At 37.9% G+C, this 25,156-nt stretch carries 21 protein-coding genes; 13 read left to right on the top strand and 8 right to left on the bottom strand.

Annotated elements, in window-relative coordinates; translation table 11 throughout:
- Positions 1-239 precede the first annotated feature (239 nt).
- A complete protein-coding gene (locus tag H6G59_RS14360) occupies positions 240-854 on the bottom strand; it encodes a TetR/AcrR family transcriptional regulator (RefSeq protein WP_190715489.1) in 615 nt (204 codons plus the stop codon).
- A 152-nt stretch (positions 855-1,006) separates the two neighbouring features.
- On the opposite strand from H6G59_RS14360, the gene H6G59_RS14355 reads away from it, so the two are divergent.
- From H6G59_RS14355 to H6G59_RS14305, 12 genes are all read left to right on the top strand, one after another.
- On the top strand, positions 1,007-2,677 hold the full coding sequence (locus tag H6G59_RS14355) for a M16 family metallopeptidase (RefSeq protein WP_190715487.1): 1,671 nt from the start codon (positions 1,007-1,009) through the stop codon (positions 2,675-2,677).
- 111 nt (positions 2,678-2,788) lie between these two features.
- On the top strand, positions 2,789-4,300 hold the full coding sequence (locus H6G59_RS14350) for a M16 family metallopeptidase (RefSeq protein ID WP_190715485.1): 1,512 nt from the start codon (positions 2,789-2,791) through the stop codon (positions 4,298-4,300).
- A 218-nt stretch (positions 4,301-4,518) separates the two neighbouring features.
- On the top strand, positions 4,519-4,767 hold the full coding sequence (locus tag H6G59_RS14345; protein ID WP_190715483.1) for a hypothetical protein: 249 nt from the start codon (positions 4,519-4,521) through the stop codon (positions 4,765-4,767).
- A 115-nt stretch (positions 4,768-4,882) separates the two neighbouring features.
- Positions 4,883-5,014 carry a hypothetical protein gene (locus H6G59_RS27610; protein WP_277924636.1) on the top strand — a complete coding sequence of 44 codons (132 nt, stop codon included), beginning with the start codon at positions 4,883-4,885 and terminating at the stop codon, positions 5,012-5,014.
- A 136-nt stretch (positions 5,015-5,150) separates the two neighbouring features.
- Entirely contained in the window at positions 5,151-5,390 is a 240-nt protein-coding gene (locus tag H6G59_RS14340; protein ID WP_190715481.1) for a hypothetical protein, read from the top strand.
- Between the two features lie 53 nt (positions 5,391-5,443).
- On the top strand, positions 5,444-5,674 hold the full coding sequence (locus tag H6G59_RS14335; protein ID WP_190715479.1) for a hypothetical protein: 231 nt from the start codon (positions 5,444-5,446) through the stop codon (positions 5,672-5,674).
- 53 nt (positions 5,675-5,727) lie between these two features.
- On the top strand, positions 5,728-5,958 hold the full coding sequence (locus H6G59_RS14330; RefSeq protein WP_190715477.1) for a hypothetical protein: 231 nt from the start codon (positions 5,728-5,730) through the stop codon (positions 5,956-5,958).
- A 53-nt stretch (positions 5,959-6,011) separates the two neighbouring features.
- Positions 6,012-6,242, top strand: coding sequence for a hypothetical protein (locus H6G59_RS14325; protein WP_190715477.1), 231 nt, complete (start codon positions 6,012-6,014; stop codon positions 6,240-6,242).
- A gap of 147 nt (positions 6,243-6,389) precedes the next feature.
- A complete protein-coding gene (locus tag H6G59_RS14320; RefSeq protein ID WP_127051681.1) occupies positions 6,390-6,605 on the top strand; it encodes a hypothetical protein in 216 nt (71 codons plus the stop codon).
- Positions 6,606-6,785: 180 nt separating this feature from the next.
- Positions 6,786-7,964, top strand: coding sequence for a phosphotransferase (locus H6G59_RS14315; RefSeq protein WP_190715475.1), 1,179 nt, complete (start codon positions 6,786-6,788; stop codon positions 7,962-7,964).
- A 25-nt stretch (positions 7,965-7,989) separates the two neighbouring features.
- A complete protein-coding gene (locus H6G59_RS14310; RefSeq protein WP_190715473.1) occupies positions 7,990-9,087 on the top strand; it encodes a T3SS effector HopA1 family protein in 1,098 nt (365 codons plus the stop codon).
- Between the two features lie 112 nt (positions 9,088-9,199).
- Positions 9,200-9,502 carry a HetP family heterocyst commitment protein gene (locus H6G59_RS14305; protein ID WP_190715471.1) on the top strand — a complete coding sequence of 101 codons (303 nt, stop codon included), beginning with the start codon at positions 9,200-9,202 and terminating at the stop codon, positions 9,500-9,502.
- A gap of 233 nt (positions 9,503-9,735) precedes the next feature.
- Here the strand turns inward: H6G59_RS14305 and H6G59_RS14300 are convergent, their stop codons facing one another.
- From H6G59_RS14300 to H6G59_RS14270, 7 genes are all read right to left on the bottom strand, one after another.
- Complete coding sequence (locus tag H6G59_RS14300) at positions 9,736-10,521, bottom strand: peptidylprolyl isomerase (protein WP_190715469.1); 786 nt, start codon at positions 10,519-10,521, stop codon at positions 9,736-9,738.
- Positions 10,522-10,939: 418 nt separating this feature from the next.
- Positions 10,940-12,466, bottom strand: coding sequence for a beta-barrel domain-containing protein (locus tag H6G59_RS14295; RefSeq protein ID WP_190715467.1), 1,527 nt, complete (start codon positions 12,464-12,466; stop codon positions 10,940-10,942).
- Between the two features lie 220 nt (positions 12,467-12,686).
- Positions 12,687-15,737: an ABC transporter transmembrane domain-containing protein gene (locus tag H6G59_RS14290; protein WP_190715465.1), complete on the bottom strand. Its 3,051-nt coding sequence runs from the start codon at positions 15,735-15,737 to the stop codon at positions 12,687-12,689.
- An 18-nt stretch (positions 15,738-15,755) separates the two neighbouring features.
- On the bottom strand, positions 15,756-16,358 hold the full coding sequence (locus tag H6G59_RS14285; RefSeq protein ID WP_190715460.1) for a helix-turn-helix domain-containing protein: 603 nt from the start codon (positions 16,356-16,358) through the stop codon (positions 15,756-15,758).
- A 1,664-nt stretch (positions 16,359-18,022) separates the two neighbouring features.
- Positions 18,023-18,406 (bottom strand): HetP family heterocyst commitment protein, encoded by a 384-nt coding sequence (locus H6G59_RS14280; protein WP_190715458.1) that lies wholly within the window; start codon positions 18,404-18,406, stop codon positions 18,023-18,025.
- Between the two features lie 269 nt (positions 18,407-18,675).
- Positions 18,676-19,290, bottom strand: a complete 615-nt coding sequence (locus H6G59_RS14275; RefSeq protein ID WP_190715456.1) for a hypothetical protein — start codon at positions 19,288-19,290, stop codon at positions 18,676-18,678.
- Between the two features lie 1,935 nt (positions 19,291-21,225).
- Positions 21,226-23,595 carry a GH116 family glycosyl hydrolase gene (locus tag H6G59_RS14270; RefSeq protein ID WP_190715623.1) on the bottom strand — a complete coding sequence of 790 codons (2,370 nt, stop codon included), beginning with the start codon at positions 23,593-23,595 and terminating at the stop codon, positions 21,226-21,228.
- A gap of 404 nt (positions 23,596-23,999) precedes the next feature.
- Here H6G59_RS14270 and H6G59_RS14265 point away from each other — a divergent pair, with 404 nt between their 5' ends.
- Positions 24,000-25,148 (top strand): VWA domain-containing protein, encoded by a 1,149-nt coding sequence (locus H6G59_RS14265; RefSeq protein WP_190715454.1) that lies wholly within the window; start codon positions 24,000-24,002, stop codon positions 25,146-25,148.
- Positions 25,149-25,156 lie beyond the last annotated feature (8 nt).

Here is a 25,156-nt window from a genome sequence, read left to right as displayed (position 1 = left end):
AGGGAACAGGGAACAGGGAACAGGGAACAGGGAACAGGGAATTCTTAATTTTCCCCGCGTCACCGCGTCCCCCTCTCTCCGCGTCCTCATCTCCCCGCGTCACCGCGTCTCCCCCTCTCCGCGTCCTCATCTCCCCGCGTCACCGCGTCTCCCCCTCTCCGCGTCCTCATCTCCCCGCGTCACCGCGTCCCCCTCTCTCCGCGTCCTCATCTCTCCGCGTCACCGCGTCATCCTTGCCCCTATTCCTTAACCAGTACACCATTCAAGAAAATATCAGCGAGTCCTTCGGCCATTTTTTGCATTTCTTGGGGGGATGCGTTAGGTTCCAGGAGGGTATGATCAGAAAAACCTGCGATCGCAAACATTCCTAAAAATACCTTAGCCACTAATTTGGCATCTGTCTGACGATAGATACCTTTATCCATGGCCGTTTGAAAGAATGCTTCAGCCACATCCGTCATTTTATCAATGACTTCGGTTTGAATGCGATCGCGCAAATCTGGATGAAACTGCACTTCCATAAAACAAACCCGCATGATCTCCACATTTTTCTGCATATTCCACATTCGCCGACGCATCACTTGGGCTACAGCCTTATAACTGCCCATTTCACTCAATTCTGTGAGTAAATCTGTAAGAATGTCTACCCAGCCACTCGTTGCTACTTCGACCAAAATCGCCTTCTTATTGGAAAAATGCCGAAACAGAGTACCTTCAGCTACACCTGCGGCTTGTGCCAAATCACGGGTGGTTGTACCATCAAATCCCTGAGCAGCAAATAACTTTTGTGCCGCTTGGAGAATGCGGGTGCGCGTCTGCGCTTCTGATGTTGGAGGAGAATTAAAAACTCGCATGGTAGTTATTGCTATATCTCAGGAACATGACTTGTAGCAATTATTGTCTAACGTCAAATACAAAAAGAACAGAAAGCTTAATACAAGATTAACGCTCTGTTTGCTAATTAGACTATTTCTCAAGAAGTGTAACTTTACTTTAATTTTTGCTTATGAATCAGGCAATTTTAAATTTTGGACTTCGGCTTAAGCGCTCAGTCGAACGATTTTGGATTTTGGATTGGTTAATCGCTAGTGCTAACAAATCCCACTCTCAATCATCCAGCCAATTATCCCAACCTCCAGTCTTTCGTCGTCTGTTGGCAACTGCTTTGGCGACAATGATATTGTGTTGGGGATTAATACCAGGAGTCGCTACAGCCTTACAACCCAAGCAAACATCAATTCAACCCTATTTAGATCGAGTAATTAAGCAGTTAACAGAATTTCGTCTCGATAATGGTTTGAAATTTATTGTTTTAGAAAGACATCAAGCACCAGTAGTTTCCTTTCTTACCTATGCTGATGTTGGTGGCATAGATGAACCAGATGGACAAACGGGTGTCGCACACTTTCTAGAGCATTTGGCATTTAAAGGTACAAGACGCATTGGGACTACAGATTATAAAGCCGAAAAACCACTACTAGACCGATTAGAACAATTAGACACCCAAATTAGAACCGCTAAAGCCCAAGGAAAAAAAGACGATTTAGAAAAATTACAAACTGAGTTTAAATCAGTAGAATCTCAAGCCCTCAAACTAGTTAAGCAAAACGAAATGGGGCAAATTGTTGAGCAAGCGGGAGGAGTAGGCTTAAACGCCACCACATCTGGTGAAGCAACCCGTTATTTTTACAGTTTTCCTGCTAATAAGTTGGAATTGTGGATGTCTCTGGAATCAGATCGATTTTTAGAACCTGTGTTTCGGGAATTTTATAAAGAAAAAGATGTAATTTTGGAAGAACGCCGAATGCGAGTAGAGAACTCTCCTATCGGCTTAATGATCGAGAAATTTATCGATACTGCTTTCAAAGTCCATCCCTACAGACGACCGGTAATTGGTTACGACGAAGATATCCGCAATTTAACACCGCAAAATGTCAAGCAGTTTTTTGACAATTACTATGTCCCCAGCAACTTAACGATCGCTATTGTCGGTGATGTTAACCCAACTGAGGTGAAAAAATTAGCACAAGTTTATTTTGGGCGTTATCAAGCTAAACCTAAAGCCCAGCCCCAAATTCCCGCAGAACCAAAGCAAACCGAATCCAGGGAAGTTACCTTACAACTACCTTCTCAACCTTGGTATTTAGAAGGTTATCACCGTCCAGCAGTTACTCATCCTGATAATGCAGTTTATGAAATTATTGGCAGTTTATTGAGTGATGGACGCACTTCACGTTTATATAAGTCCTTGGTAGAAAAACAGCGTTTAGCCCTATCTGCTCAGGGTTCCAGTGGCTTTCCGGGGGATAAATACCCCAATATGATGTTATTTTATGCTCTCACCGCTCCTGGTCACACAGTTGATGAATTGGCGGTGGCTTTAAAGCAGGAAATTGAGAGTTTGAAAACCAAGCCTGTAACGGATATTGAGTTACAGCGGGTTAAGACTCAAGCAAGGGCTGGTTTATTGCGAAGTCTAGATTCCAATATGGGAATGGCGCAGCAGTTGTTGGAATATGAAGTAAAAACTGGTTCTTGGCGAAATTTGTTTAAGCAGTTGGATCAAATTGCGTTGGTGACTCCTGCGGATATTCAGCGGGTAGCACAGGCGACGTTTACGCCGGAAAATCGGACAGTTGGTAAGTTGTTATCGAGGAAGGTGACAGTTGACAGGTGACAGGTGACAGTAAAGAAGGATAGGAAGAAGGTGAATTTTCTTCTTATCCTTTCTTGCTGCTTTCACGAAATTGAGAAAAAGAGAAGAGAGAAATAGAGAAATAGAGAAATTATGTTGAATTTTTTGGTGAAAGGTAAGAAATTGAAATTTTCACTTAGGTTTTCCAAGAGTTGGCGGTTTATTTCGGTGTTGATGATTGCTTTACTGTTAATGTTTAATTTTTCTTGGGCGGCGACAGCAGCAGCAAAGCATTTCACTGATTTACAGTTTGCACCTTTACCGGAAATTCAGTTACCCAAGTATGAAAGGTTTGTACTGAATAACGGTTTGGTAGTGTATTTGATGGAAGATCATGAGCTACCTTTGGTAAGTGGTACGGCGCTTGTGAGGACAGGTAGCCGTTGGGAAGCAGGTGAGAAAACTGGTTTAGCTGATCTTGTGGGTTCGGTAATGAGAACTGGTGGAACTCTCAAGCATTCACCTGATGAGTTAAATGAAATATTGGAACAACGGGCGGCTTCAGTAGAAACCAGTATGAGTGAAGCTGCTGGTAGTGCTAGTTTTGAGAGTTTGAGCGAAGATTTAGAAACGGTGTTGGGGCTATTTGCTGAAGTGTTGCGAGAACCAGCTTTTGCTCAAGAAAAGTTGGATTTTATCAAAACCCAGGTTAAAGGTAATATTGCTCGGCGCAATGATAATCCTAACAGCATTGCCAGTCGGGAAATGCGGAAATTAATCTATGGTGAAAATAGTCCCTATGCTCGTACCGTTGAATTTGCGACTTTGGATAAAATTACCCGTCAGGATTTGCTGAAGTTTTACCAGGAATACTTTTATCCCAATAATATGATTTTAGGGATTGTGGGAGATTTTAACGCCAAAAAAATGCGATCGCTCATTCAAAGTCAATTTGGCGATTGGAAACCCAACTCTAAAATCTCTAAAACCCCATTACCATCAGTGTCACCAGCTAATTTGGGTGGGGTATTTTTTGTGAATCAACCCCAACTCACACAGAGTAATATTCTCGTTGGACATCTAGGTGGAAAATTCGATAGTCCTGACTATGCGGCATTAGATGTAATGAATGGGGTGTTAAATGGATTTGGGGGTAGATTATTTAATGAAGTGCGATCGCGTCAAGGTTTAGCTTACTCTGTATATGGTATGTGGAGTCCCCGCTTCGATTATCCGGGAATGTTTATCGCTGGTGGACAAACTCGCTCCGATGCTACAGTCCAGTTTATCAAAGCCTTGCAAACAGAAATTAAACGTCTGCAAACTCAAACCGTAACAGAAAAAGAATTGCAATTTGCTAAAGAGTCTACACTCAACTCGTTTGTGTTCAATTTTCAAGACCCAGCCCAAACTTTATCACGATTGATGCGCTACGAATATTATGGTTATCCGGCTGATTTTCTATTTCGCTATCAAAAAGCCGTCACCACCACAAAAACAGCGGATATCCAACGAGTAGCCCAAAAATACCTGCAACCAGAAAATTTAGTCACCCTAGTAGTGGGTAATCAAACCGCCATTCAACCACCATTGACGGAGTTAGCTGCTAAGGTGACACCCATAGATGTCACTATTCCCAGTTCTCAAACCCAAGCGCAAAATTAAAACAACCCAATATTTGCTGATGAGATTCCCGACTTCTTTAGAGAAATTGGGAATCTTATTTTTTAGAGCTTTTTTGTAGACAAAATGCCTGAAATTATGTCTCCAAAATTACTCGCCAAAGCTTGAATTTATAGAACAAAATTAGAAAATATAAGAGGAGGATTTTAAAATTGTGGCTTGATTCTATCCATACTAGTATTTCAGGAGGTGATTCAAAAATGGGCATACAAATTTATGACCTATACTTTAGCAGCGAAGCACAGCTTATTCATGACCTAACTTCTGAGGAAATGAAGAATATCAATGGCGGTATCACCTACAGAAGAGGCAGAAACAGAAGAACAAGTACAACAGATAGGAGTGATGTTTCAGCACTACTGCAAGACGTAAATAAGAGTGTGCAGAACTGGAGATTGGAACTCAATCAAACACTCGATAATTTGGGGCAAACAGAATTAGATTTTTAACAAATTAGCTGGATAATTAGCCTCAAATATTCAAAACCCCGACTTCTTTAAGAAATCGGGGATCTTTTTATGTCAGCAGTTTTTCAGAAGTTACAGAATAAAAAACTGTGAATTTATGTATAGACGTAGTATGCAACATTTTTCGATTATTGATGATTTATCAGACATGATATCAGCCACAGGCAAACCAGAACAAAATATAAATAGATTATCTAGTCATATTTCCCAGACATTACATCATGATTAATGTCTGATAAACATAGCTCTAACCCTTGATTTTCGAGATTTATATCAATAAAAATAGAAGCATCGGTTAAGAAAACACCAACTTAACTGCTTACACAAGTTTCACAAACTGAAAACAAGTCTTTTAGGAGGAAATTATGGCAAGTATTAAACTCTCAGAACTACAAGCAACAGGTTCTGAACTATTCCAAGATTCCGAAAGCTTTCTCAACGAGATGAGCGATGTCAATTCCATCTACGGTGGATATTATGACAGCGGCGCGAGCGATATTTCCACATTCACAAAATTGGCTGAAGCCTTCGTTAATGTATATGCAATTGGTCATATCGCTTACTTAGCTAAGTCCTATAGCCACAGCGATGGTTACGGCTACTAATAGCTTTGTAGTTGACTTCACATTACTGGAAACAAGTCTTTTAGGAGGAAATTATGGCAAGTATTAAACTTTCTGAATTGCAAGCAACAGGTTCTGAACTATTCCAAGATTCCGAAAGCTTTCTCAACGAGATGAGCGATGTCAATTCCATCTACGGTGGATATTATGACAGCGGCGCGAGCGATATTTCCACATTCACAAAATTGGCTGAAGCCTTCGTTAATGTATATGGCATTGGTCATATCGCTTACTTAGCTAAGTCTTACAGCGACAGCAAGTACTAATAGCTTTGTTGTTGAATTCACATTACTGGAAACAAGTCTTTTAGGAGGAAATTATGGCAAGTATTAAACTTTCTGAATTGCAAGCAACAGGTTCTGAATTGTTCCAAGATTCCGAAAGCTTTCTCAACGAGATGAGCGATGTCAATTCCATTTACGGTGGATATTATGGCAGCCATGTCAGCGATATTTCCACATTAACAAAATTGGCTGAAGCCTTCGTTAATGTATATGGCATTGGTCATATCGCTTACTTAGCTAAGTCTTACAGCGACAGCAAGTACTAATAGCTTTGTCGTTGAATTCACATTACTGGAAACAAGTCTTTTAGGAGGAAATTATGGCAAGTATTAAACTTTCTGAATTGCAAGCAACTGGTTCTGAATTGTTCCAAGATTCCGAAAGCTTTCTCAACGAGATGAGCGATGTCAATTCCATCTACGGTGGATATTATGGCAGCCATGTCAGCGATATTTCCACATTAACAAAATTGGCTGAAGCCTTCGTTAATGTATATGGCATTGGTCATATCGCTTACTTAGCTAAGTCCTACAGCGACAGCAAGTACTAATAGCTTTGTAGTTTACTACTGAGCTAGACGGCTCTCTTAGGATTAAAGGTAAATATATATAATTTATGTGAATAACATAAGTTTGTTGAATTACCAATAAACCAAGAGAGCCGCTTCAAAACAATCCCATTTTCTAAAATTAAATACATGGCACGAATCATCATTGCTGATCTGCATCCTCTCGATTCAGAAGTGTTTCTTAATGAACTAACTAGTCTGGATTCTCAATCTGTGTTTGGTGGTCAAGATAACTATCGTCCTCAAATTGTAGAAGTTGGTGTTAAGGCTCTTGAGTTTATCTTGGTGATTGCAGCTATCGATGCTATTTCGTTTCTAACAACTTCATTTATAAACAAAGATTAGGACTAATTTAGTCTATTTTCGCTAAAAAACCAGTTCAAATCTGATTTTGTTAAGTTTGAATTTTTCATATGACCAACAAAATTTGGTATACGATTGCGACTGGAATAGCTTCATGGTGTCTTTATGGTTTATTGATACAACAACAGCAATTTATCAATAGTTTCATCATCATTTGATCCTATGCCATTTATCTTAAGCTCTCAAAATGTTTTTAACTATCTAATTTCTCAAGGACTGTGTACTCAGCAAGAACAGTCATTGAGTAAAATTGAGCTAAAATCTGCCAAAAACTTTAACTTATTAGTCAGTTTACCCGATGGTCGTCAACTTCTGGTGAAACAAGAACGTCTCAACCGAGAAGGTAAAACTCGTGGTGAGTTCTTCGACGAATGGCAAGTTCATAATTTTTGCCGGACATTCCCAGAAATTAGTCATCTGCGCTCATATTTATCAGAAGCGATTCATTTTGACGCTGAAAATTCCATCATTGTTTTTAATTATCTCAATGACTACCGTGATCTGAGTGAATTTTATACTCAAGAAAATCTGTTCTCCACTGATATTTCTCGGTCAATTGGAGCGACTTTAGCATCAATTCATCGTTTAACTCTCAATCATCAAGACTATCGGGACTTCTTCCAAAAGACCGAGAATACAACAAATATTACAACTTCTAACCTGTCAGGAGAATTAAATAGAATTACACCAGAAGTATTTGGCATGGTTCCTGCTGATGGGTTGAAATTTTTTACACTCTATCAACGTTACGATAATCTCGGAAAAGCGATCGCAAATTTGAGTGCTGCTTTTACTCCTTGTTGTTTAACTCACAATGATCTCAAGCTGAACAATATTCTGATCTCCTTAAATTGGGAAACCATAATTGACCACCAATCACCCTTGAGTGACAGTATAATTCGCCTCATTGACTGGGAACGCGCTACTTGGGGAGATCCTGCTAGTGATTTAGGAGCAATAATTGCTAGTTACCTACAAATTTGGCTACACAGTATGGTAACTAGTAAAACGATACCGATTGAAGAGTCTTTACGTTTAGCGGCAATTCCCTTACAACTGCTACAACCTTCCCTCACATCTTTGGTAACTGCATATTTGGCTAACTTCCCGGAAATTATAGAGCTTCGTCCTGATTTCTTGCCGCTAGTTGTACAATTCTGCGGGTTTTCCTTAATTAGGTCTATTCAAGCCCAACTGCAACATGAGAGAACTTTTGGTAATTCGGGTATCTGCATTCTCCAAGTGGCCAAGAGTTTATTGTGCCGTCCCCAACCATCTATCATCACCATTTTTGGGATGGAAATATCAGACTTAATTCCCACAAGCTTATCTCCAGCTTAAATCCACCCTAGACCCTAATAGACCCATGCAACTATTAAATTCCCTACACAGTCAACTTTCAGAGTTGCCAGAGCCATTGCAGACATCGCTACAAGATATGGTGAATCAGATTACAATTGAATCCCACCACTGTATCAAGCATCCAGAGTACAAATCCTTAGAATTGCCAGAGTCAGTTGTCTCTCGTTTTGAGCAGTTACCGTTGGAGATGCAGCAACAGCATTTGAAGTTACAACTGCGTAATTTTCTATACAGTGCTTATTATAACGCCGCCTCAAAACCTAACATCGGCTCTGACTCTATAAAAACAAATGATAAATTGGAGCAAAATCTCGAAAATAACAGCTTATTCGGCGTAGATTTAGAATTTTATGATCGGTTGCATACCAGGAACAAAAGCGAAGGCTACTGGAGTCATAACTGGCAGGTAGTCAGGGAAGAAACGGATAGCACATTGGCAGTGCAGAAGAATGGGTTAACATTGCACGTTGATCCCAACTTGCATCTGTTACCAACAAACCAAGAGGTAACTGTTGGCAAGTTTGTATCTATTAGAATGCCTAAGAATGTGGTACAAAACGGATTTTATATGGCAGTAGCTAATGCAGGCTCCCAAAATAATCATGAGATCACACGAGTTTACTTTAATTTAACACCAGAAGGGGCAGCATCAGTTATGGAAAGTTTAACAGACCAACTAAATAAAATCCCGATTTCCTTTTCCTTCAAAGCGCTATATAATCCCTCCGATTATAGACGTTATGACTCAGCCGTGCTTTACTTTAATAAAGGCCAATATGACGTAGTTCACACAGTATTAGAAAGGGTCTATACAGAAAATGAATCCTATTTTTTGGAGCAAGTACCTTTGTTTACTAAGCTATTAGCACCAGGTTTAGCTTGCGCTGAAGAACCAGACCAAAAATTTGGGGAACAAGAAAGTTTTGGTACTCATCGCTGTCAAATTATCGCTAATGGTTTAATTGCTGCTTGGCAGCAAGGTGAGAATACTCCAGAAGGTCGGTTGGCATCCATTATCAAACATTTTTCATTACAGAAAATTCAATTGCAACGTCCTTATCTCAATGCTAAGTCTAAAGATATTTACACTCCATTATGGTAATTAAACTAAATTAAATATGCTTAAAAATAATTTAAGCATATTTAATAACATACCATAATTGTTGACACTAAGTAAAGTTGATAGTTTCAGTTTAAATTCAAGAGGTAATGGTATGATTCAACAAAATTTTGAGCAAAATCAACGGCTAGATAAGATATTTAAACATACACACTTTCAACAGATTATCAAAGCCATTATTCTGGGTAACTATTCTTGGGCTTGTGTTTTATTTCTTCATTTTTCAGGTTATGATCCCCTAGAATACATACCCCATGAAACCTACAGCAACTTATTGAAAGAAAACTGTATTTTGGGTGAAGATAATCATCGTGACACTGATGAAAAAAAAGTCAAACTATCCAATATTAAATTAAGCTGGATTAAATCGAGTAACAGTAAACATAGCTCTAAATGAATTGTAGGTATTGGGCAATTTAAAAAACCAGATTTACAAAGTTTCTGCAATGCCTGATAGTTAATAATCTGCCGAGAATCTCTTATTAATTAGTTAGAGATTCTCGGCTTTATGATTAGTAACGACACTTGAGAAAAAATTTAGCTGTTATATCAAGTTCGGCTAATTATTGTTGAGAAAAACTCGACCCGTTCCCCCTAATGATCAGTATTTAACTCGACATTATATTTATATTAGCTGGCCTCACTTAATATTTCAGGAGAAGATTGAGGATGTATTTCTTCTACTAGCTTGGTTACAATTTCTAATGTTGTAATTTGTTGTTGTACCCAATTTGTAAATAAATCGCCCATAATTTTTAGGCGCGTTTGTTCATTTAACTGTGGTTTAATAATTTCCTCAACCATCAATATATGCGCTCCTTTAGGTGTAATTATCGGCTTGAGAATTTGCGGTGGATTTGCAGCAAAAACGGCAGCGGCAATTTCTGGTCTAAAATCGCTACGTTGCTGGATACCTTGATATCCTCCTGCACGACGAAGTTCTGGATTTGGGATATATTGACGAGCAATTTCTTGGAAAGTTATTTCTCCCTCTTGTAAAGCATAAAATATTTCTAGAGCTAAATCTTCATCATCTAAAATCACTTCATAGGTAGCTGCCCCAGTGTAATCTAGTTGATGAGCATAAAAAAATGGTTCAACTTTATCGGCAAATAAATGATTTGCTAATTTTGCAGATAATAAGTTAGTATGAGCTATTTCTTCAAAGTTATCCAAAGAAAGATGATATTTTTCTAACCATGCCCAGGTTTCCTCTGCTTTAATTAATTTGTTAGCTAATCTCAGGCTATCTGCTGCCTGTTGCAATTCTTCTATCTCGATTTGAATACCTTCTTTGACAGCAGTATCAGCAATAATTTTTCTGGTAGCGATCGCTTCTAGTAAGTTGGGGATTTGACAAGATATTTTGATATGGTAAAGAATATCTTCAGGAGAAACAATTACCAGCTTAGACATAATCTAATTCCTTCAATGATACCAATTTTTGTTTGTGAATTTTAACTTCCGATTTCGGCTAAATGTTGGCTAGGTAGTTGGATCAAGTAGAAATAATTCAAGTTATAGTAATTTGGCATTATTCTCTTAATTTTATATGGTAAACAAAAATTGTTTAGGCATTTCAATAATCCAATATTTACTAGATTTAATTAATTTCTTAGAAAATATCTCTATCTAATGATAGATTGCAAAGGTAATCAAAAATAAACATATATTTTCGACAGAAAACTTTATTTGTGCTAAAGCCACTAAAAAATCTATGATTTTAAGTAATTTAAATGTTAACTGCTAACATTGCTATGTTAACAGTCAACAACACCCACCAATTAAGTGTATTGATCATCTACTTACTGAAGTTAGACTTAATGGCTGATTCTTAAAGCTCTAGCCCATTGTTACGTAGCTTTTTAAACGGATCTAAAATAAAGTCAATAACTCGACGCTGACGAACAATCACTTCAGCTGTTGCTGTTTGACCAGGTGTTAAGAAGATCTGTTTATTACCAGCTTGAATATAAGGTTGTTCTAATGCAATTTCTACCTCATAACTTTCTAGACCATTGGGGCTATTTTCCTGAATTTTTGAGTTAGGTGAAATCCATGTAACGCGCCCTTGGACTACTCCATATTCTTGGAAAGGATAAGCATCAAACTTGATTTTAACTGGCATTCCCACCTTGACAAAACCACTTTGTTGGCTGGCCATTTGTGCTTTCAAGATTAAAGCAGCATTTTTAGGTGCAATTTGAGCTATCATTTGTCCGGGTTGAACAACAGATCCTGGCTTTTTAATGGGTAACTCAAAGATTATGCCATCAATAGGCGATCGCACAACTCGTTGTTGTAACTGCAACTGCAATGATGTAATCTGGCTCTTGGTTTGAGCAATTTCTGATTTAATAGTAGTAACTTGTGTTTGCAAATCCTTAAGCTGTTCCTGGTTTTTCAGTAACGTCAATTTACCTGCCTGAACTAGACTTTGATAGCTACTTTCTTCCTCTTGTAAGCGGAGTTTTGCCTGCTCAATATCTGACCTGGCTTGATTCATAATTGACCCATAGCGACTCAATTCTTCTTGTAAACGCAACCGAGTTTGTTGAATATTAGCTTTTGCTTCTTCCTGCAAACGCTGGCTTTCTTCCGCTATTTTTTCCAATTCTACAACTTTGGTTTGGGGAATTACACCTTGCTGTAAAAGTAGACGATAGCGTGAAACTTCTAAAAAATCTCGACTCAAACGACTTGTGGCTAACCTATGAGCAATTTGGTTAGAATTTATGCTTTGTTTTACCTGATCAACTTGAGCTAATTTTTCCAATTTTTGTAAATTATATGCACTGTTTTTAGCATCTAAATTTTGTCGTGCTTGATTAAGTTGAGCTAATTTTTCTAATTGTTGAGATTGATTTTGCTGTTCTTGGATATTAATCGCCAATAATACTTGATTTTTGAGTAATTCCAATTGTGATTGGCGATTTACTAATCCTTCTAGCTTGGCTTGTGTTTGTTGCAATTCTGTTCGCAAAACATCAGATTCCATTTCCATTAAAACCTGTCCGGCTTTAACGGTTGTTCCTTCTTGAAAATTGACAGCGATGACACTACCAGTGACTGCACTATCTATTTTTTGGGTTGCACCTTTGGGTTCAATTCGTCCACTAGCATTTCCTGTTTCATCAACTTGGGCAAACATTGTCCAGGGTAGGGCTATTGCTGTAAAGCTAATTAGCAAATACAACATTGAGCGTGTCCATGCTTTCGGTAAAGCATCTAATAATTCTTCAGTTCCATAAAACCAGTCCTTTGGTTTGTCTGTTGTCTGTTTTTCATTTTGAATGGTAGAAGATTGAGCCTGTCCGGATATGACAAAGGCTGATGATGAATTGTAAGTTGATTGTGGCATAATCAATTTTGGATTTTGAATTTTGGATTTTAGATTAGTTTAATAATTTCGACTACAGAGAATATCCCAAATTTGGTATGCGGCAAAATTCCCAAATCAGACTAGAGTAAAAATCTTGCACATATAATAGAGACGTTATATGCAACGTCTCTACATTTGATTGAAAGTCAGGTATAAATGGATAATTCATGACTACTTTCCAGGTAATTTACCTGATTTCTCAACCTGTTTGCGATAGTTGTTGTTGGTTGAGATAGAAATAATGACCTCTCTTGGCAATTAATGCTTCGTGAGTACCACTTTCCACTAAAATGCCGCGATCTAAAACTAAAATTAGGTCAGCATGGCGTACTGTGGAAAGGCGATGGGCAATGATCAAACTTGTACGTCCTTGGAGGATTTGTTTGAGGTTATTCTGAATAATTCGCTCAGATTCTGCATCCAGATGACTGGTAGCTTCATCTAATATTAAAAGGCGCGGATTTCCGAGTAAAGCACGGGCTATAGCTAGACGTTGGCGTTGTCCCCCTGATAACATTCCCCCACCTTCACCTATTTGGGTTTCATAACCCATAGCCATGCGTTTAATAAACTCATCTGCACCTGCAAGTTGTGCTGCTTCGATAATTTCTTCTAGCCGCGATTCGGGATGAGCAATACTAATATTTTCCCGAATTGTGCCGCCAAACAAAAAGGTTTCCTGGTCAACAACTCCAATTTGCGATCGCAGTGATTGCAAAGAAATACTAGTCACATCTTGATTGTCAATTAACACTCTACCATCTGTCGGTGGATATAAACCCAAAATCAGTTTAGAAAGAGTAGTTTTTCCTGAGCCACTCCGCCCTACAACTGCTACAGTTTGCTCAGGTAAAATGTCAAAACTTAAATTTTCGAGGATGTTAATCTCGCTTTCGGGATGATAACGGAATGTCACATTATCAAACCGAATCCGCCCGCGTAAACTAGGTATAATATGGCGGGTTTGGGCTGCTAAATCTTCTTCGGGTTCAGCTTCTAAAACATCATTAATTCGCTCTGTGGAAACAATTACTTCTTGTACTTGATTCCAAAGCACTATTAACCTTTGAAAAGGCTGAATAATGTTGCCTAGCAACATATTAAAAGCCACTAATTGCCCAATTGTTAATTGGTTTTGAATGACTAACCAAGCTCCAAACCATAATAATACTGTACTCGCTATGGATTGAATAGTAGAACTAAGAATTTGTAGTTGGTTACTAATTACTTGACCACTAAAGGTTTTTTTTGTCAAATTATTCAGTAATTCTTCCCAACGCCAACGGACTGTTTGTTCAATCGCCATTGAGCGAATAGAAGAAATCCCTGACAGGCTTTGAATCAAGTAACTATTTTCTTTTGTTACTGCCGTAAAAACCTCACGGCTAATGCGACGTAAAAAAGGTGTAGCTACTAGTGCTAATAACACAAAAGGTGGGACAATGGCTAAGGTCATCCAAGCCATAGGCGGACTGTACCAAAACATCAATCCCACATAAATAAACACGGTCAGCAAATCTAAAACAATAGATAGTGCTTCCCCAGTTAAAAAACGCTGAATTTTTTGATTTTCTTGGACACGAGAAACAATATCGCCAACATAACGTGATTCAAAAAATGACAGAGGTAGGCTAAATGTATGTTTAATAAAACCTACCATTAATGCTACACCAATCCGGTTAGCTGTGTGGTCTAGTAAATATTGTCTGAGTCCATTGATGACTACACGGAATAAGCCAAAAATTAGCAAACCAAAACCAACGGTGTTTAAAGTAATGGTGCTACCCTGAACTATTACTCGGTCTAATAATAGTTGAGTAAATAAAGGTGTGACCAGTCCAAAGACTTGAATTAATACCGAAGCCACAAATACTTCTAGGAGTACTTGAGAGTGCGGTTTAACTAAATCAAATAACTGCCAAAAGGTGGTATTAGATTCTGGGGTTTCTTTGAGGGAGTTTGTCGGTTGTAATAACAACGCATAACCTGTCCAACCAGCTTTGAATTCGCCAATAGTTAGGTTGCGTTGACCGATGGCAGGATCAGCTACAATTACCCGTTTTTTGGTAATTTCATAGACGACAATGTAATGTTTACCTTCCCAATGTGCGATCGCAGGTAGAGGTTGTTGTGCTAATTTATCCAAACTGGCTTTCACCGGACGAGTCGCAAAGCCAATACTTTCAGCCGCTGTAGTTAAACTTCCCATTGATGCACCAGCACGGTTAACATTGGCAAGTTCCCGCAAGCGATTAATACTGAAGTTTTTACCCCAATAGCGACTAATCATCACTAAACAAGCTGCACCACAGTCAGAGGCGCTTTGTTGTTCAAAAAATGGGTAACGTTTGCTAACTTTGCGCCACCAATTACCCGCAGTGACTGTAGGACTGGGAAAGTAGGTTTGGCGTTGTTTCGGCTGCGGTTGCGTCTGTGTCGTTGCTTGGGGAAATTGAATTACATTGCGGTTTTTGGCGGGAATTTCCCGCTTTGGTGATTGTGGAATAGGAATCTCTGGACGATCTGGAGTGTCAATTAATTCTGCTAATTGTGGCCAGTGTTTTAGTGCCGCTATCCAGTGATCGTGACGTAAAATGTAAGCGATCGCAGGTTGAGTTGCTTGCCAACTTCCCTGTTGAGAATTGACAAAAATAGTACCTGGTATCAAGACTTGTCCTTGAGAATGCTGGAGTTCTCCTTGACGCACTAGCAAAAGCTTAGTATCTTTGGTAATTTTGGCGTTCAGGGAACCAGTTTCTAGATTTTGCCTTTCAAATAGAGACAGTGCTTTTAACATCTCCTCTACCGATTCATGGCGGGGTAGAGCAGTATTTTTGCACAATAACATCAGTGTATCCCAAAGTTCAGCCTTAATAAGCAAGCGCTCACTTACACTAGCAAACTGCTTAATTACCTCTTGGGAAAGATAACCCACTTTTAAATTAACAGAAGCTCTGGCCACATAGGAACTAAATTCCTGTTCGGGAAATAAAGTCAATTCCCCAAATGATGACCCAGATCCAAGAGAAGTAATTAAATTATTCAAACCATCTAGCAGTCTCACTTTACCCGTCAGCACAAGATAAATTCCCGGTGCTGCTGTTGTAGATTGCCAAAACTGTTTGGCTATTGGTGGTTCGATAATTTCTAATGCTTGAACACAATATTCAAGTTCTTGTTCTGAGAGTGAATCACCCAAACTTTGAGTGATTTGTCCAACCAACTGTAACTGAGAAAACGCAGATGGCATTTCCTTACCTCCAAAACACTAATAGTTATTGGTCTGAATCAAATTAAATGACCAATTGAAACTAGGTTCAGAGCTAGATTGCAAATCGCCAATTGTGATACCAGCATCCTGAGTTTGAACATTTGTAGATTGATGGGAACTTTTGCGTTTAGTCGAAAGTCCCATTTGTTTAAGTAAGCGGTTAATGTGGCGATCGCTAATTTCAATTCCCAATTCATTCGCTAAATGTTTACTTAACCATTGAGCAGTCCAGTAACCAAAAGCATAGCCATATTCACGCGGACTATGACTGACCAATTCCTTCAATCTCTCAATATATTGATGATTAACAGTCTTTGGTCTACCTATCGGTCGCTCATTCCATTTATGTGCCATACCAGCCTCAGCTATACCTATCCAGTACCGCGCCATCTCCTGAGAACAACCGATAATTTCACAGATAAGAGATTGAGATTTACCCATATCTGCTAACAACATAATTTCAATTCGTCGCCGATATTCGGGTTGTATATTAGATTGCAAGTTCTTCAGCAGCGCCTTCCGCTGAAAAGGTGTTAAAAACTTGCTATCGTGTGCATCGTAAATATCAAAAGCGTTGTTTTGACTCGAAGAAAATGACATAATTCTTACCAGTTGCCGTCTATTATTGTGAAATTTTGGCAAGTTTATCCCTGACATCTGTTGCTACAATCCAGATGCAAAATTAATTAGCCAATTGCGGCTAACCAAATATTTATGACATGATTTGCAATTCAGACTCTTGGTTTTTATCCCTAGCTTGCTGAAAATCCAGGCAAATATTTCGCCATCCAAGCCAATTTTGAATTATGAATATTCGACAGTAAAAATCTTGGCTTTGGATAAATTTTCATCAAGCATCCTAATGTAAATCATGTAATTTTGGGTTTTTCCTATCCTCCAAAATTTCTGGAGTAGATAGTTCGTAAGCAGTGGTAAGCATCCTTGAACAATAATATGTAGCAAGATAGCTGTGTTATCTTAAACAGAAGCATTTGGTGACACAGCTAAAACAGTAAAAAGCAAAAAATTTTAGCCTTTTTTAATACCTAACGCAACCACCATCTTATGTTGTCAAGCCCTTTGCCCTTAATTGATATTCACAGTAATACAATTTGGAGCCTACTGGTAGCTCTGATTGTGAGGATGTTATTGAACCTGCAAAGCAGTGTTCAATAACATCCCAATATTTAAGTAAGAGGTAAAACCTGTTTTAATGATTGAAGCCTAAAAGTAGCTAAGATCAGGCAAGGAAGTAATCTATTTCTTACACTAGCTTAAGACTAGTATTTTCTCATCAGCAGATTGTCATAAATCTGAAAATTTTACACAAGAGAACTTAAAAGAAAAAGCTACATTTCCTCACTGTTTATCTTAATCTACTATGATTCATTTCCAAATTTTCCTACATCTGCGCTTGGAGTTTATAAAAAAAATAAAATCTTTATTCAATCTTTATATAAAATTTACATAAAGTTTATTTTTATCCGTAAAAACTAACATAGTTTTTACAAACTATTTACGATTTACAGCAAATTTCAGGTTGCTGGAGTTACAAAATTTAATAAAAAGCAATATAAAAAGAGAGTTTCAACCCTGTTCCCTGCTGCATATAAGATTGCTACAAGCTATAATTTTTACAAAACAAAAATAGAAGCTGTTCACATTTGCCAGCTTCCATTACTCACTATATAAATTGCTAGTTTATACAGTCAACTTAATCCTGTTTGGGAGTAATAGGATTACAAGAGTTGAAAGAGAAGTGTAATAGCTAATAATTTCTACCAGCCATAAACGTGATTTCACAGTAACTTTCTATTTTCCAATCTACTTTTGGCACTAAAGTTTTGAAAACTTCAGCCACACCCAATAAAGCAGAAGAAGTTCTGTAACTATCTCAAGGTTTAACTGGGGGAAGCCACTACCCCAATTTCTGATTGTTCAGAATTCCTAGAAAAAAGAACCACCACTAGTTACTGTTCATCAGTCTTGGTGTAATAGTTATCTAATCCATGAGGAACTGATTGCGGAAACAGTTATTTTTATGTATTTTCATGGTTAGACATAAGCATTGATTTGATTGGTAAAAATGGATTTTTAGCCATTCACCTCTTTTCGGTTGTTACTTCTAATTTATAGGATGTTAGTATTGTATATTTGCCACAATGGCAAATTTTTACATTGATGTATCGTGGAGACATTCCATAGGAACATCTCCACAGTACGGGTTAGTGAGTCTATCCAATCTACAATTCTTTGTGAGCAAGCTATGCGGATTGCTTCTCCCTGTGGCTACCACGTACTTCTGCTTTGTGCTTACCACCAACTTCCAGATAAGCTAAATCTTTAATTTTGCTCAGACAGCTAGGTGCAAGATGACTATCAGATCTTTTCTCTGTCGTTTGTTTGGCAATTTTGAGATTGTCATTGTGTTGTGCAGTTGACCTACCCATGCGGGAGTTTTCTTTGAGGAGTCGGTTATAAGTGCGGTAAGGAATGTAATGCAGAGGATTGTAACCAACAAACCGCAGCATTAAAACACAAGCCCAGGAATACTTACCAGCTAGAATTGCTTCTATTACTTGGTCAAACTGTTCAGGTTGGATTTTCTTATCTAAGTTGCTACTATTGCCAGAAATATCTTGATTCATAGTACGTGTTAGCTTTTTTGAAGGTAGTAAACTAGTCCAGTTTCTTCGAGTTTTGTTGTGTCAAGTGCTGTTTACAAACTGCAATACTAGTCCACCTCACCAACTTTGACGGGTTCACAATAGAAAGAAAAGTCATATTCTCTCCATGCTTGCCTTCACCCAGCAATTGTGGTTTGGTCGATTACTAGCTTTGAAACAGCTGTTGAATTAATTACAGGAATATATTAGTAATGGATTTGTGGCGAATGTTGAAAAAATAGATAACCTTTTCAACAGGCACATCCCGAAAGTTTCCCAGTTCTGAGCGGTTCCCTTAACTTCCAGTTATCGGAGCTATATCTAAAACTTCTCTGTTGTTTTCGCTGCATCTGGATACTATAGAGCCGAGTTTTAGTTTTAGCAATTTTTGCTGTTAAGTAGGTAGTTTTCTGTATGTTGGGCAGAAGCTTGAATATACTAACTTCCAACGCTAACACTCCTTGGGCAGCTTGTTCTGCTCTAGCTATAATCGCCCCAAAAGTTTGAGCGGTTGAATGAGTCTGAGACATCAAAGCTGTGATTTTCTTTCCTTGGGTATGACTGACTTGTGCAATCTTTCCTGTACACACCCACACCATAGCTGTGAGCCAAAAATCTAAGTTACTCAACCACACTAAATACAGAAGGGCTGAAAGTGCCTGAGTCTGAAAGGATGTAGACCTGTTGCCTGTTTTATTAATTGCTATATCACTTCTTTTCCGTATGGCTGATAAAATTACCCTTGCAGAAAGTACTAGACTTTCGTCAATGGCTACCTGACGAGGATGCAAATCATAGTGCTTTTTCCCTAAGTTACCTCGTTGGCTTGATGTTTCGACTGCATTTGACCTGATGATTTTTTTCATTGCGCTGACCTGTGATTGAAAACCTGACTGTTTTTAATCAAGTCTGTTTGCTACTTTGCCGTATTGACCCTGTTTCTCTGTGCAGTTTTGTAGATGTTACCTAGTGGTAGGGGTTGTTGATGAAGACAACCGTCATTGAGTACTTCTCGGCTTTGGCTTTTGTTTACCAGTGAATGAAAGGTAAAAATTTACCTTTTTTTCTAAGTTAGCTGGCTTGGTAGATGCAGTTGTGTCTTTTACAAATTCCACAACCCTTAATTCAATAATTTTTTGCTGGAGATTATTGTATAACTTGCCGCCGAGCATTAGGAGAGCTTTTCAGTAAGGTCTCATAATTTTTAACTTAGCCGAGAAGATAATTCATATTTGAATCTCAATGTCTACATTCGTATTTATACTATTTTTTGTTGCTAATGTCATCTGCCACTTTGGCAGTCCTATAAGTTAAATTTACTTAATGTCTCTAGATATTCACTTATGGATTGTGCAGCTTTGAATTTTGTCCCATATTGATCAAAAAAATGAGGGGTTACACCCCCTATTTTATGAATTTAAAAAAGTTTATTATGCTGGTTTGAGTGGCAAATTATCTTGCTTATTTTTGGTAAAAAAGCTTATATATAAACGACTTTAGATACTTTTTAAACCCACCAAATTCACTTTTTTGATTAAAATTAGCTCTGACTGGTTAGTTATTATATATTGTTATATGTTTTGTCTGAAGATCTAATCTGAAAATCTTTACAACCACACTAAGCTCAGTTATCCGCTAGGAAAATAGGAGTAATAATTGCATAGAAACTAGCCATATAATCCAGACATTAACTGGTTAATACTACTCTTGTATGCTATGATATATTAACCTATTTTGTCACCACAAAATTAAAATAAAAAAAACACCCATCAAGGGGTGTGCTGATAAAAAAGCATAGTAGACTTAACCTAATCTTAAACATATAATTTAGCATTTAAACGCCACTTAGCAGGCAAACAATGCTTTTATATTTTTTCAAAAAAATTACCCGATTTTGGGAATATAATTAACTGATTTCTGTAAAATTACTGTTGCTATTTGGATTGAATTAAATAGAAATAAAAATCGTCAATTGTGATGATTTTATGATGTTTAACTTATTTAAGTTTTATACTTCGGTCTAGCTCAAAAATGTATTACTCTAGGAACTCTCTACTGCTGATGTTTTAGCAGCTATTAACATCTCATCCTCTTTAAATTTGCTCAACCACTAAATCAGGGCTTTATTGACAATATGCGGTTTAAGTATTATCATGTAAATCCGACTCGCCCCAAATTGATACTGTTAATTTCATAGAGTATTTTATGAGTAAGGGGAATTTTCCTAACCCTGTATTTAGTATTCATTTTTCTGTATTTTCTTTAAATAGGTAGTAGCGGTATTTTCTGGGCTAATAATTAAGTGAGCTAAACGTATGGTTTTACACGTTCACTGAGAAGATATTTTGACAACAACCAGATGATCTGGCATTTTTTATGGGGAAGAGATCACATTTGTGATATTTATCACCAGATACGGTGATAGGGACATATTTTAAAACATAAGTCAAACATGAGTTGTGAGGTTGAAAACTTTCGACTCTAACCATTTCTTACTTTTTCTGCGGTTTCCGGAAATAATCGGAAAATAAAATCACAGTCTATAGATATACATCATATTTGGTTATGAATGATGCTTTTTCCAGATAAATCTTCAAATATTATCTATTTATACTTAACCCTGTTCATGTGACGCTCGGATGTTTAAATTTTATAGTAATAAATTTGACTAAATTTAAATTTTGATTTGAAAATATTCACAGTTTTGTAAAAGCGTAAAAATCCCGATATAGCCTAATTTATAGGAAAACTAGGCTTAATCAGTTTAAATCATAAAAGCCGTATCTTTATGATGCTGAGTATCATAAATGTAAATAAATTGCCCATATAGCCATAGCCCGGAGATAAGTACTAGCGCGGAAAGTCCCTGTAGAAGTAATAGCTTCAGGAGTGCGGAACTGTAAACCATTTTCGTAAACTTGCTTAATTACGGCTTCAGTTAAGCGCATTGCTTCATTTTTCATGCCCATTTGTAGCAAAAATGCAGCTAAACCAAAATTGATACCTGTCCAAACTTCCAAAGGATGTGTAGAATTGGGATTTTCTGGTAAACCATTGGGAAGAACACCGTTAGCCGCACCAAATTTGCCATTTTGGAATTTGAGAAAACAAGCATCATATATAGTCGTCAAAGCGGAAATAGCGCGATCGCTGGGGACAATATCTGGTAAACTCAATAAACGAGCGTAGAATTGCCCACACAACTGATCAGCCATAACTACATCAGAACCACTTTCACTATCCAAACGGTAATATTCACCATTCCACAGCTTTTCTTGGTAAATCGGTTTTGATTGATTTAACCAAGTTTGATAAATCGACTTTTGCGTTTTTGTGTCTTGGTGGTCTGCTAAAATATCACTAATAGCGATCGCACTTTCCAAAGCCGCTAACCATAAACCACCACAATAAGCACTCACACCTTGTAAACGCCAATCATCGAAAGTTTGGTCAGGTGCGCCAGAATTTTCTGGTATACTGTCCCCATCTAGATCAAATGTTTTCACATAATCGAGAGTTTGGACAATTGCATCCCAACAATCTGCTAAAAACTGGATATCATTTGCACCGGTAAACAGAAAATCTCGATATACCTGCAAAACAAAATCACAACCTAAATCTTTCCAGAGATTGCAATCTTGATAACTAGTGTAATTGGTTTTTTCCCAAACGTGTTCATTGGGTGCGCCTAAATCGTGGGGTGTCGCACCGGCAACTTTACGAACTGCGAGGGGACTTTCGGATTTGATGGTGAGATAATAACCGATAATTCTAGTTCTATCATCACTTTGGGGAATTGCCCTCGCAAAAGCGCGAATCACCGATTTTTCCAATTCAGGAAATAACATCAACAGTCCAAAAGAACCGTATAACCGCACATCGAGACTTTCATACCAACGGTAATCTAAACATTCTAACACAGCGAATTGGCCGACGGGATCAATTTCTGAGGCGGCACTCCAGAGCGTTCCCCCGCTGGTTAAGTCGTAGAGTTCGTTAAATAACGCCATTTTGAACCAGTCAGGTAAGTCAGAACGGTTGAGAATAGGTTGTTGCCACTTTTGGATGAGCGATCGCCAATTTTGATATTCTTTAAGAGCAGTAGTCGCAATTTGCCAAGCATTATCACCATTACAACCGAAAAAGTCTGTATATCTGCGGTAATAGTTCACTCCCGCTGCAAATTCTGTTACTGGAAAATCCCAACTGAGGACAAAAGGAACTTCCAAATTTTCCCCAGGTTGCAAAGTGAAACGCACCGCAATTGCTGCACCTAATCTTGTATTTTCATCTGCGGGAGTTTCATCTATATAATTAGGTAAAGAACCATTTTCAGAAAAACTTTGCCAAACATCTTCACCATTACCCACAGGATTAAATCGGGAATGATGAAATATTTCCAATTGAGGATTTTTTGCAGTCGCAATACACCAAGTTCCGTCTCCTTCTTGGACAGTTCGATTATCAGCAACTTGACCTAAAACACAACCAGAATATTTATCATCTTCTGCTAAACAATTATAATTACCTTCACTTTTTCCCCAAGCTGGTTGATATTCATAAACTGGGCTACCATCATCTCTAACTCTAACTTCGGGAGATTTCAAAGTATTAGTAAACCAACCCACCATATTTTCCCAAGTTAGCATGATGCTAATAGTAATAGGTGCATTTGTCGGGTTGTGTGCTTTCCACAAGAAAACCGCTACAGGATAACTTGTTTCTTGATAATTATCAGCCCAAATTGGCGAAAATTGCTCACAGGTTAATTGAGTTTTTAAGACATTTTCATAAACAAACCAACTGCGGGGATAAAGTGCGTGATATGTTCCTGAATTCTGTTCCTCAGAAGGTGGATACCATTGCCAAGATTGCAGTGTATGATCTTCTGGAGGTTGGGTAGATAATGCGTAAGCTTGTCCAGATTCAAAGACACTAAATTGACAAGCGGGAACGTTTTGGAAAGTATGTTCTCCCCCGTCAATGTGCCACAGGTTAAAATCTCCTCGTGAAGAACGTCCTATACAACCTGCACCAAAGCCACCGAGAGGCATTCCCTGCCAGGGGCCATCATCAATATTACTAGCATAGCGGACAGTGTAGGGTTTGTCCCAACCTAAGCCAATGGGACGTTTCCAGGTGCAGGGGGGTATTTGTGGGTGGGTTGTCATGGTTTGAGTTTCACGGGTTGACGCTAATGAAGAGTAGCGTGATGTGTGATTTTTCTCAAGTCGGGGGTGAGGAGAGTAACTCACATACTTGTCAACAATAGCTGCAAACTTTAGTAAGTAGCCATCATAAACTGCGTACACTAGGACACATGAAAAAAACTTCTTATTCCCCTCCACGAAACAGCGGGGAGGAGTTAGGGGTGGGGTTATATTTTTAAGTCAGTCAGTAAAGTAATGCTGATAAAAGTCTAAATAGAGTGCGTAACTACAAGTAATGATACAATTAAAAGGTATACAAGCTGCAAACAGTAACAATACAATTCTTTGATGTATACTTTGAACTAGACTTGTTGCTAATTTGTGCAATAAGTCTGACACACACTATTAAATAGGCTATAAGGTTTGTGATTTTGACAAAAATTACCCCTGGAGAACCACTGACTGATACACAGAAAAATGGCTTACAGTTGGTATCCCTATGGGGTGGGGGTAAACGTGATGTTGTCTTAGCTATTGATGTCACGAAAAGTGTGGGTTTAAATGACGAAGGACGTATTCGCTTACGTCAGATAGTTGCAGACAGTCTCAAACCCGGAGATTCTGTTTATGTTGTGACCTTTGGTCAAGATTTAGTTTTTAATGAAATTATAGATGTTAAAAATCCATTAGGAACACCTATAGATTTTAGTCAAAAAAATACAGAAAATATTGATAAAGTATTAGCTAAAATTCCTTTTAATTATGACCCTAACCGCTACGGTACAGATATTCAAAAAGCAGAATTAACTGTTTATCAAGGTATTGCCCAGATTAATCAAAATAGAGTTTCCAAAAATCTACCAATTAAGCCGCAGTCGGTTGTTTGGATTACTGATGCACCGTTATGTACTAAACCAGGAATTACTTGCCAAGTTTGGATAGAAACTCCTGCTAATAGTCCTTTCAGAATTGCGACATCACCGGAAAGTCAGGAAAGACAGAATTGGATTAAGGCTTTACCTTTAAAAGAGCGACCGCTCCCCATTCCAACACAATCTAATAAAGATTATAAACTATCTGTAGTTGATATAAATCCTACAGTTCAAGAATTTTGTACACCAGCACCAGGAGGTCAAAAAACTTGTTTGGTTGATCCTTATTTAATTAAACAGTTATGGCTACCGGCTCTAATTTTATTATTAATAGTTGCCGCAGGTATTTGGAGTATATTCAAATTTGCTAAAGGACAAAAAAAATGGGATGTGCGAATCAAGTTAGAAGATAATGGAGAAGATGAAGAAAAAATATGTAAATTACTAAACAATGAAAAAATTGCAATTGGGGAAGATGATTCTAGTTTTAAACATTCTATCAGCTTTCGAGGTGGAGAATTACAAGCATATTTAGAACGTAAAGGAGAAAAGCTTTATTTAGTGCCAAAGAAAGATGCAAAAATTGAACTTAACAACAAAAAAGTTACATCTCAGACTCTTATCTCAAGTTCTGACTTTACCCTAAATTGTCCAGATTCACGCCAGCGCGATCACGAGATTTATATCAAAATCAAAAAATAGTATCTAGA

It is taken from the genome of Anabaena lutea FACHB-196, from assembly GCF_014698305.1.
In the GTDB taxonomy this organism is placed as follows: Bacteria; Cyanobacteriota; Cyanobacteriia; order Cyanobacteriales; family Nostocaceae; genus Anabaena; species Anabaena lutea.
The sequence above is the reverse complement of the archived record's forward strand: the minus strand, read 5'-3'. Positions and strand labels throughout refer to the sequence as shown.

What these genes read in the sequence shown, in the direction of transcription:
- H6G59_RS14360 (WP_190715489.1), bottom strand. Translation starts at nt 854, where the DNA reads ATGCGAGTTTTTAATTCTCCTCCAACATCAGAAGCGCAGACGCGCACC.
- H6G59_RS14355 (WP_190715487.1), top strand. Translation starts at nt 1,007, where the DNA reads ATGAATCAGGCAATTTTAAATTTTGGACTTCGGCTTAAGCGCTCAGTC.
- H6G59_RS14350 (WP_190715485.1), top strand. Translation starts at nt 2,789, where the DNA reads ATGTTGAATTTTTTGGTGAAAGGTAAGAAATTGAAATTTTCACTTAGG.
- H6G59_RS14345 (WP_190715483.1), top strand. Translation starts at nt 4,519, where the DNA reads ATGGGCATACAAATTTATGACCTATACTTTAGCAGCGAAGCACAGCTT.
- H6G59_RS27610 (WP_277924636.1), top strand. Translation starts at nt 4,883, where the DNA reads ATGTATAGACGTAGTATGCAACATTTTTCGATTATTGATGATTTATCA.
- H6G59_RS14340 (WP_190715481.1), top strand. Translation starts at nt 5,151, where the DNA reads ATGGCAAGTATTAAACTCTCAGAACTACAAGCAACAGGTTCTGAACTA.
- H6G59_RS14335 (WP_190715479.1), top strand. Translation starts at nt 5,444, where the DNA reads ATGGCAAGTATTAAACTTTCTGAATTGCAAGCAACAGGTTCTGAACTA.
- H6G59_RS14330 (WP_190715477.1), top strand. Translation starts at nt 5,728, where the DNA reads ATGGCAAGTATTAAACTTTCTGAATTGCAAGCAACAGGTTCTGAATTG.
- H6G59_RS14325 (WP_190715477.1), top strand. Translation starts at nt 6,012, where the DNA reads ATGGCAAGTATTAAACTTTCTGAATTGCAAGCAACTGGTTCTGAATTG.
- H6G59_RS14320 (WP_127051681.1), top strand. Translation starts at nt 6,390, where the DNA reads ATGGCACGAATCATCATTGCTGATCTGCATCCTCTCGATTCAGAAGTG.
- H6G59_RS14315 (WP_190715475.1), top strand. Translation starts at nt 6,786, where the DNA reads ATGCCATTTATCTTAAGCTCTCAAAATGTTTTTAACTATCTAATTTCT.
- H6G59_RS14310 (WP_190715473.1), top strand. Translation starts at nt 7,990, where the DNA reads ATGCAACTATTAAATTCCCTACACAGTCAACTTTCAGAGTTGCCAGAG.
- H6G59_RS14305 (WP_190715471.1), top strand. Translation starts at nt 9,200, where the DNA reads ATGATTCAACAAAATTTTGAGCAAAATCAACGGCTAGATAAGATATTT.
- H6G59_RS14300 (WP_190715469.1), bottom strand. Translation starts at nt 10,521, where the DNA reads ATGTCTAAGCTGGTAATTGTTTCTCCTGAAGATATTCTTTACCATATC.
- H6G59_RS14295 (WP_190715467.1), bottom strand. Translation starts at nt 12,466, where the DNA reads ATGCCACAATCAACTTACAATTCATCATCAGCCTTTGTCATATCCGGA.
- H6G59_RS14290 (WP_190715465.1), bottom strand. Translation starts at nt 15,737, where the DNA reads ATGCCATCTGCGTTTTCTCAGTTACAGTTGGTTGGACAAATCACTCAA.
- H6G59_RS14285 (WP_190715460.1), bottom strand. Translation starts at nt 16,358, where the DNA reads ATGTCATTTTCTTCGAGTCAAAACAACGCTTTTGATATTTACGATGCA.
- H6G59_RS14280 (WP_190715458.1), bottom strand. Translation starts at nt 18,406, where the DNA reads ATGAATCAAGATATTTCTGGCAATAGTAGCAACTTAGATAAGAAAATC.
- H6G59_RS14275 (WP_190715456.1), bottom strand. Translation starts at nt 19,290, where the DNA reads ATGAAAAAAATCATCAGGTCAAATGCAGTCGAAACATCAAGCCAACGA.
- H6G59_RS14270 (WP_190715623.1), bottom strand. Translation starts at nt 23,595, where the DNA reads ATGACAACCCACCCACAAATACCCCCCTGCACCTGGAAACGTCCCATT.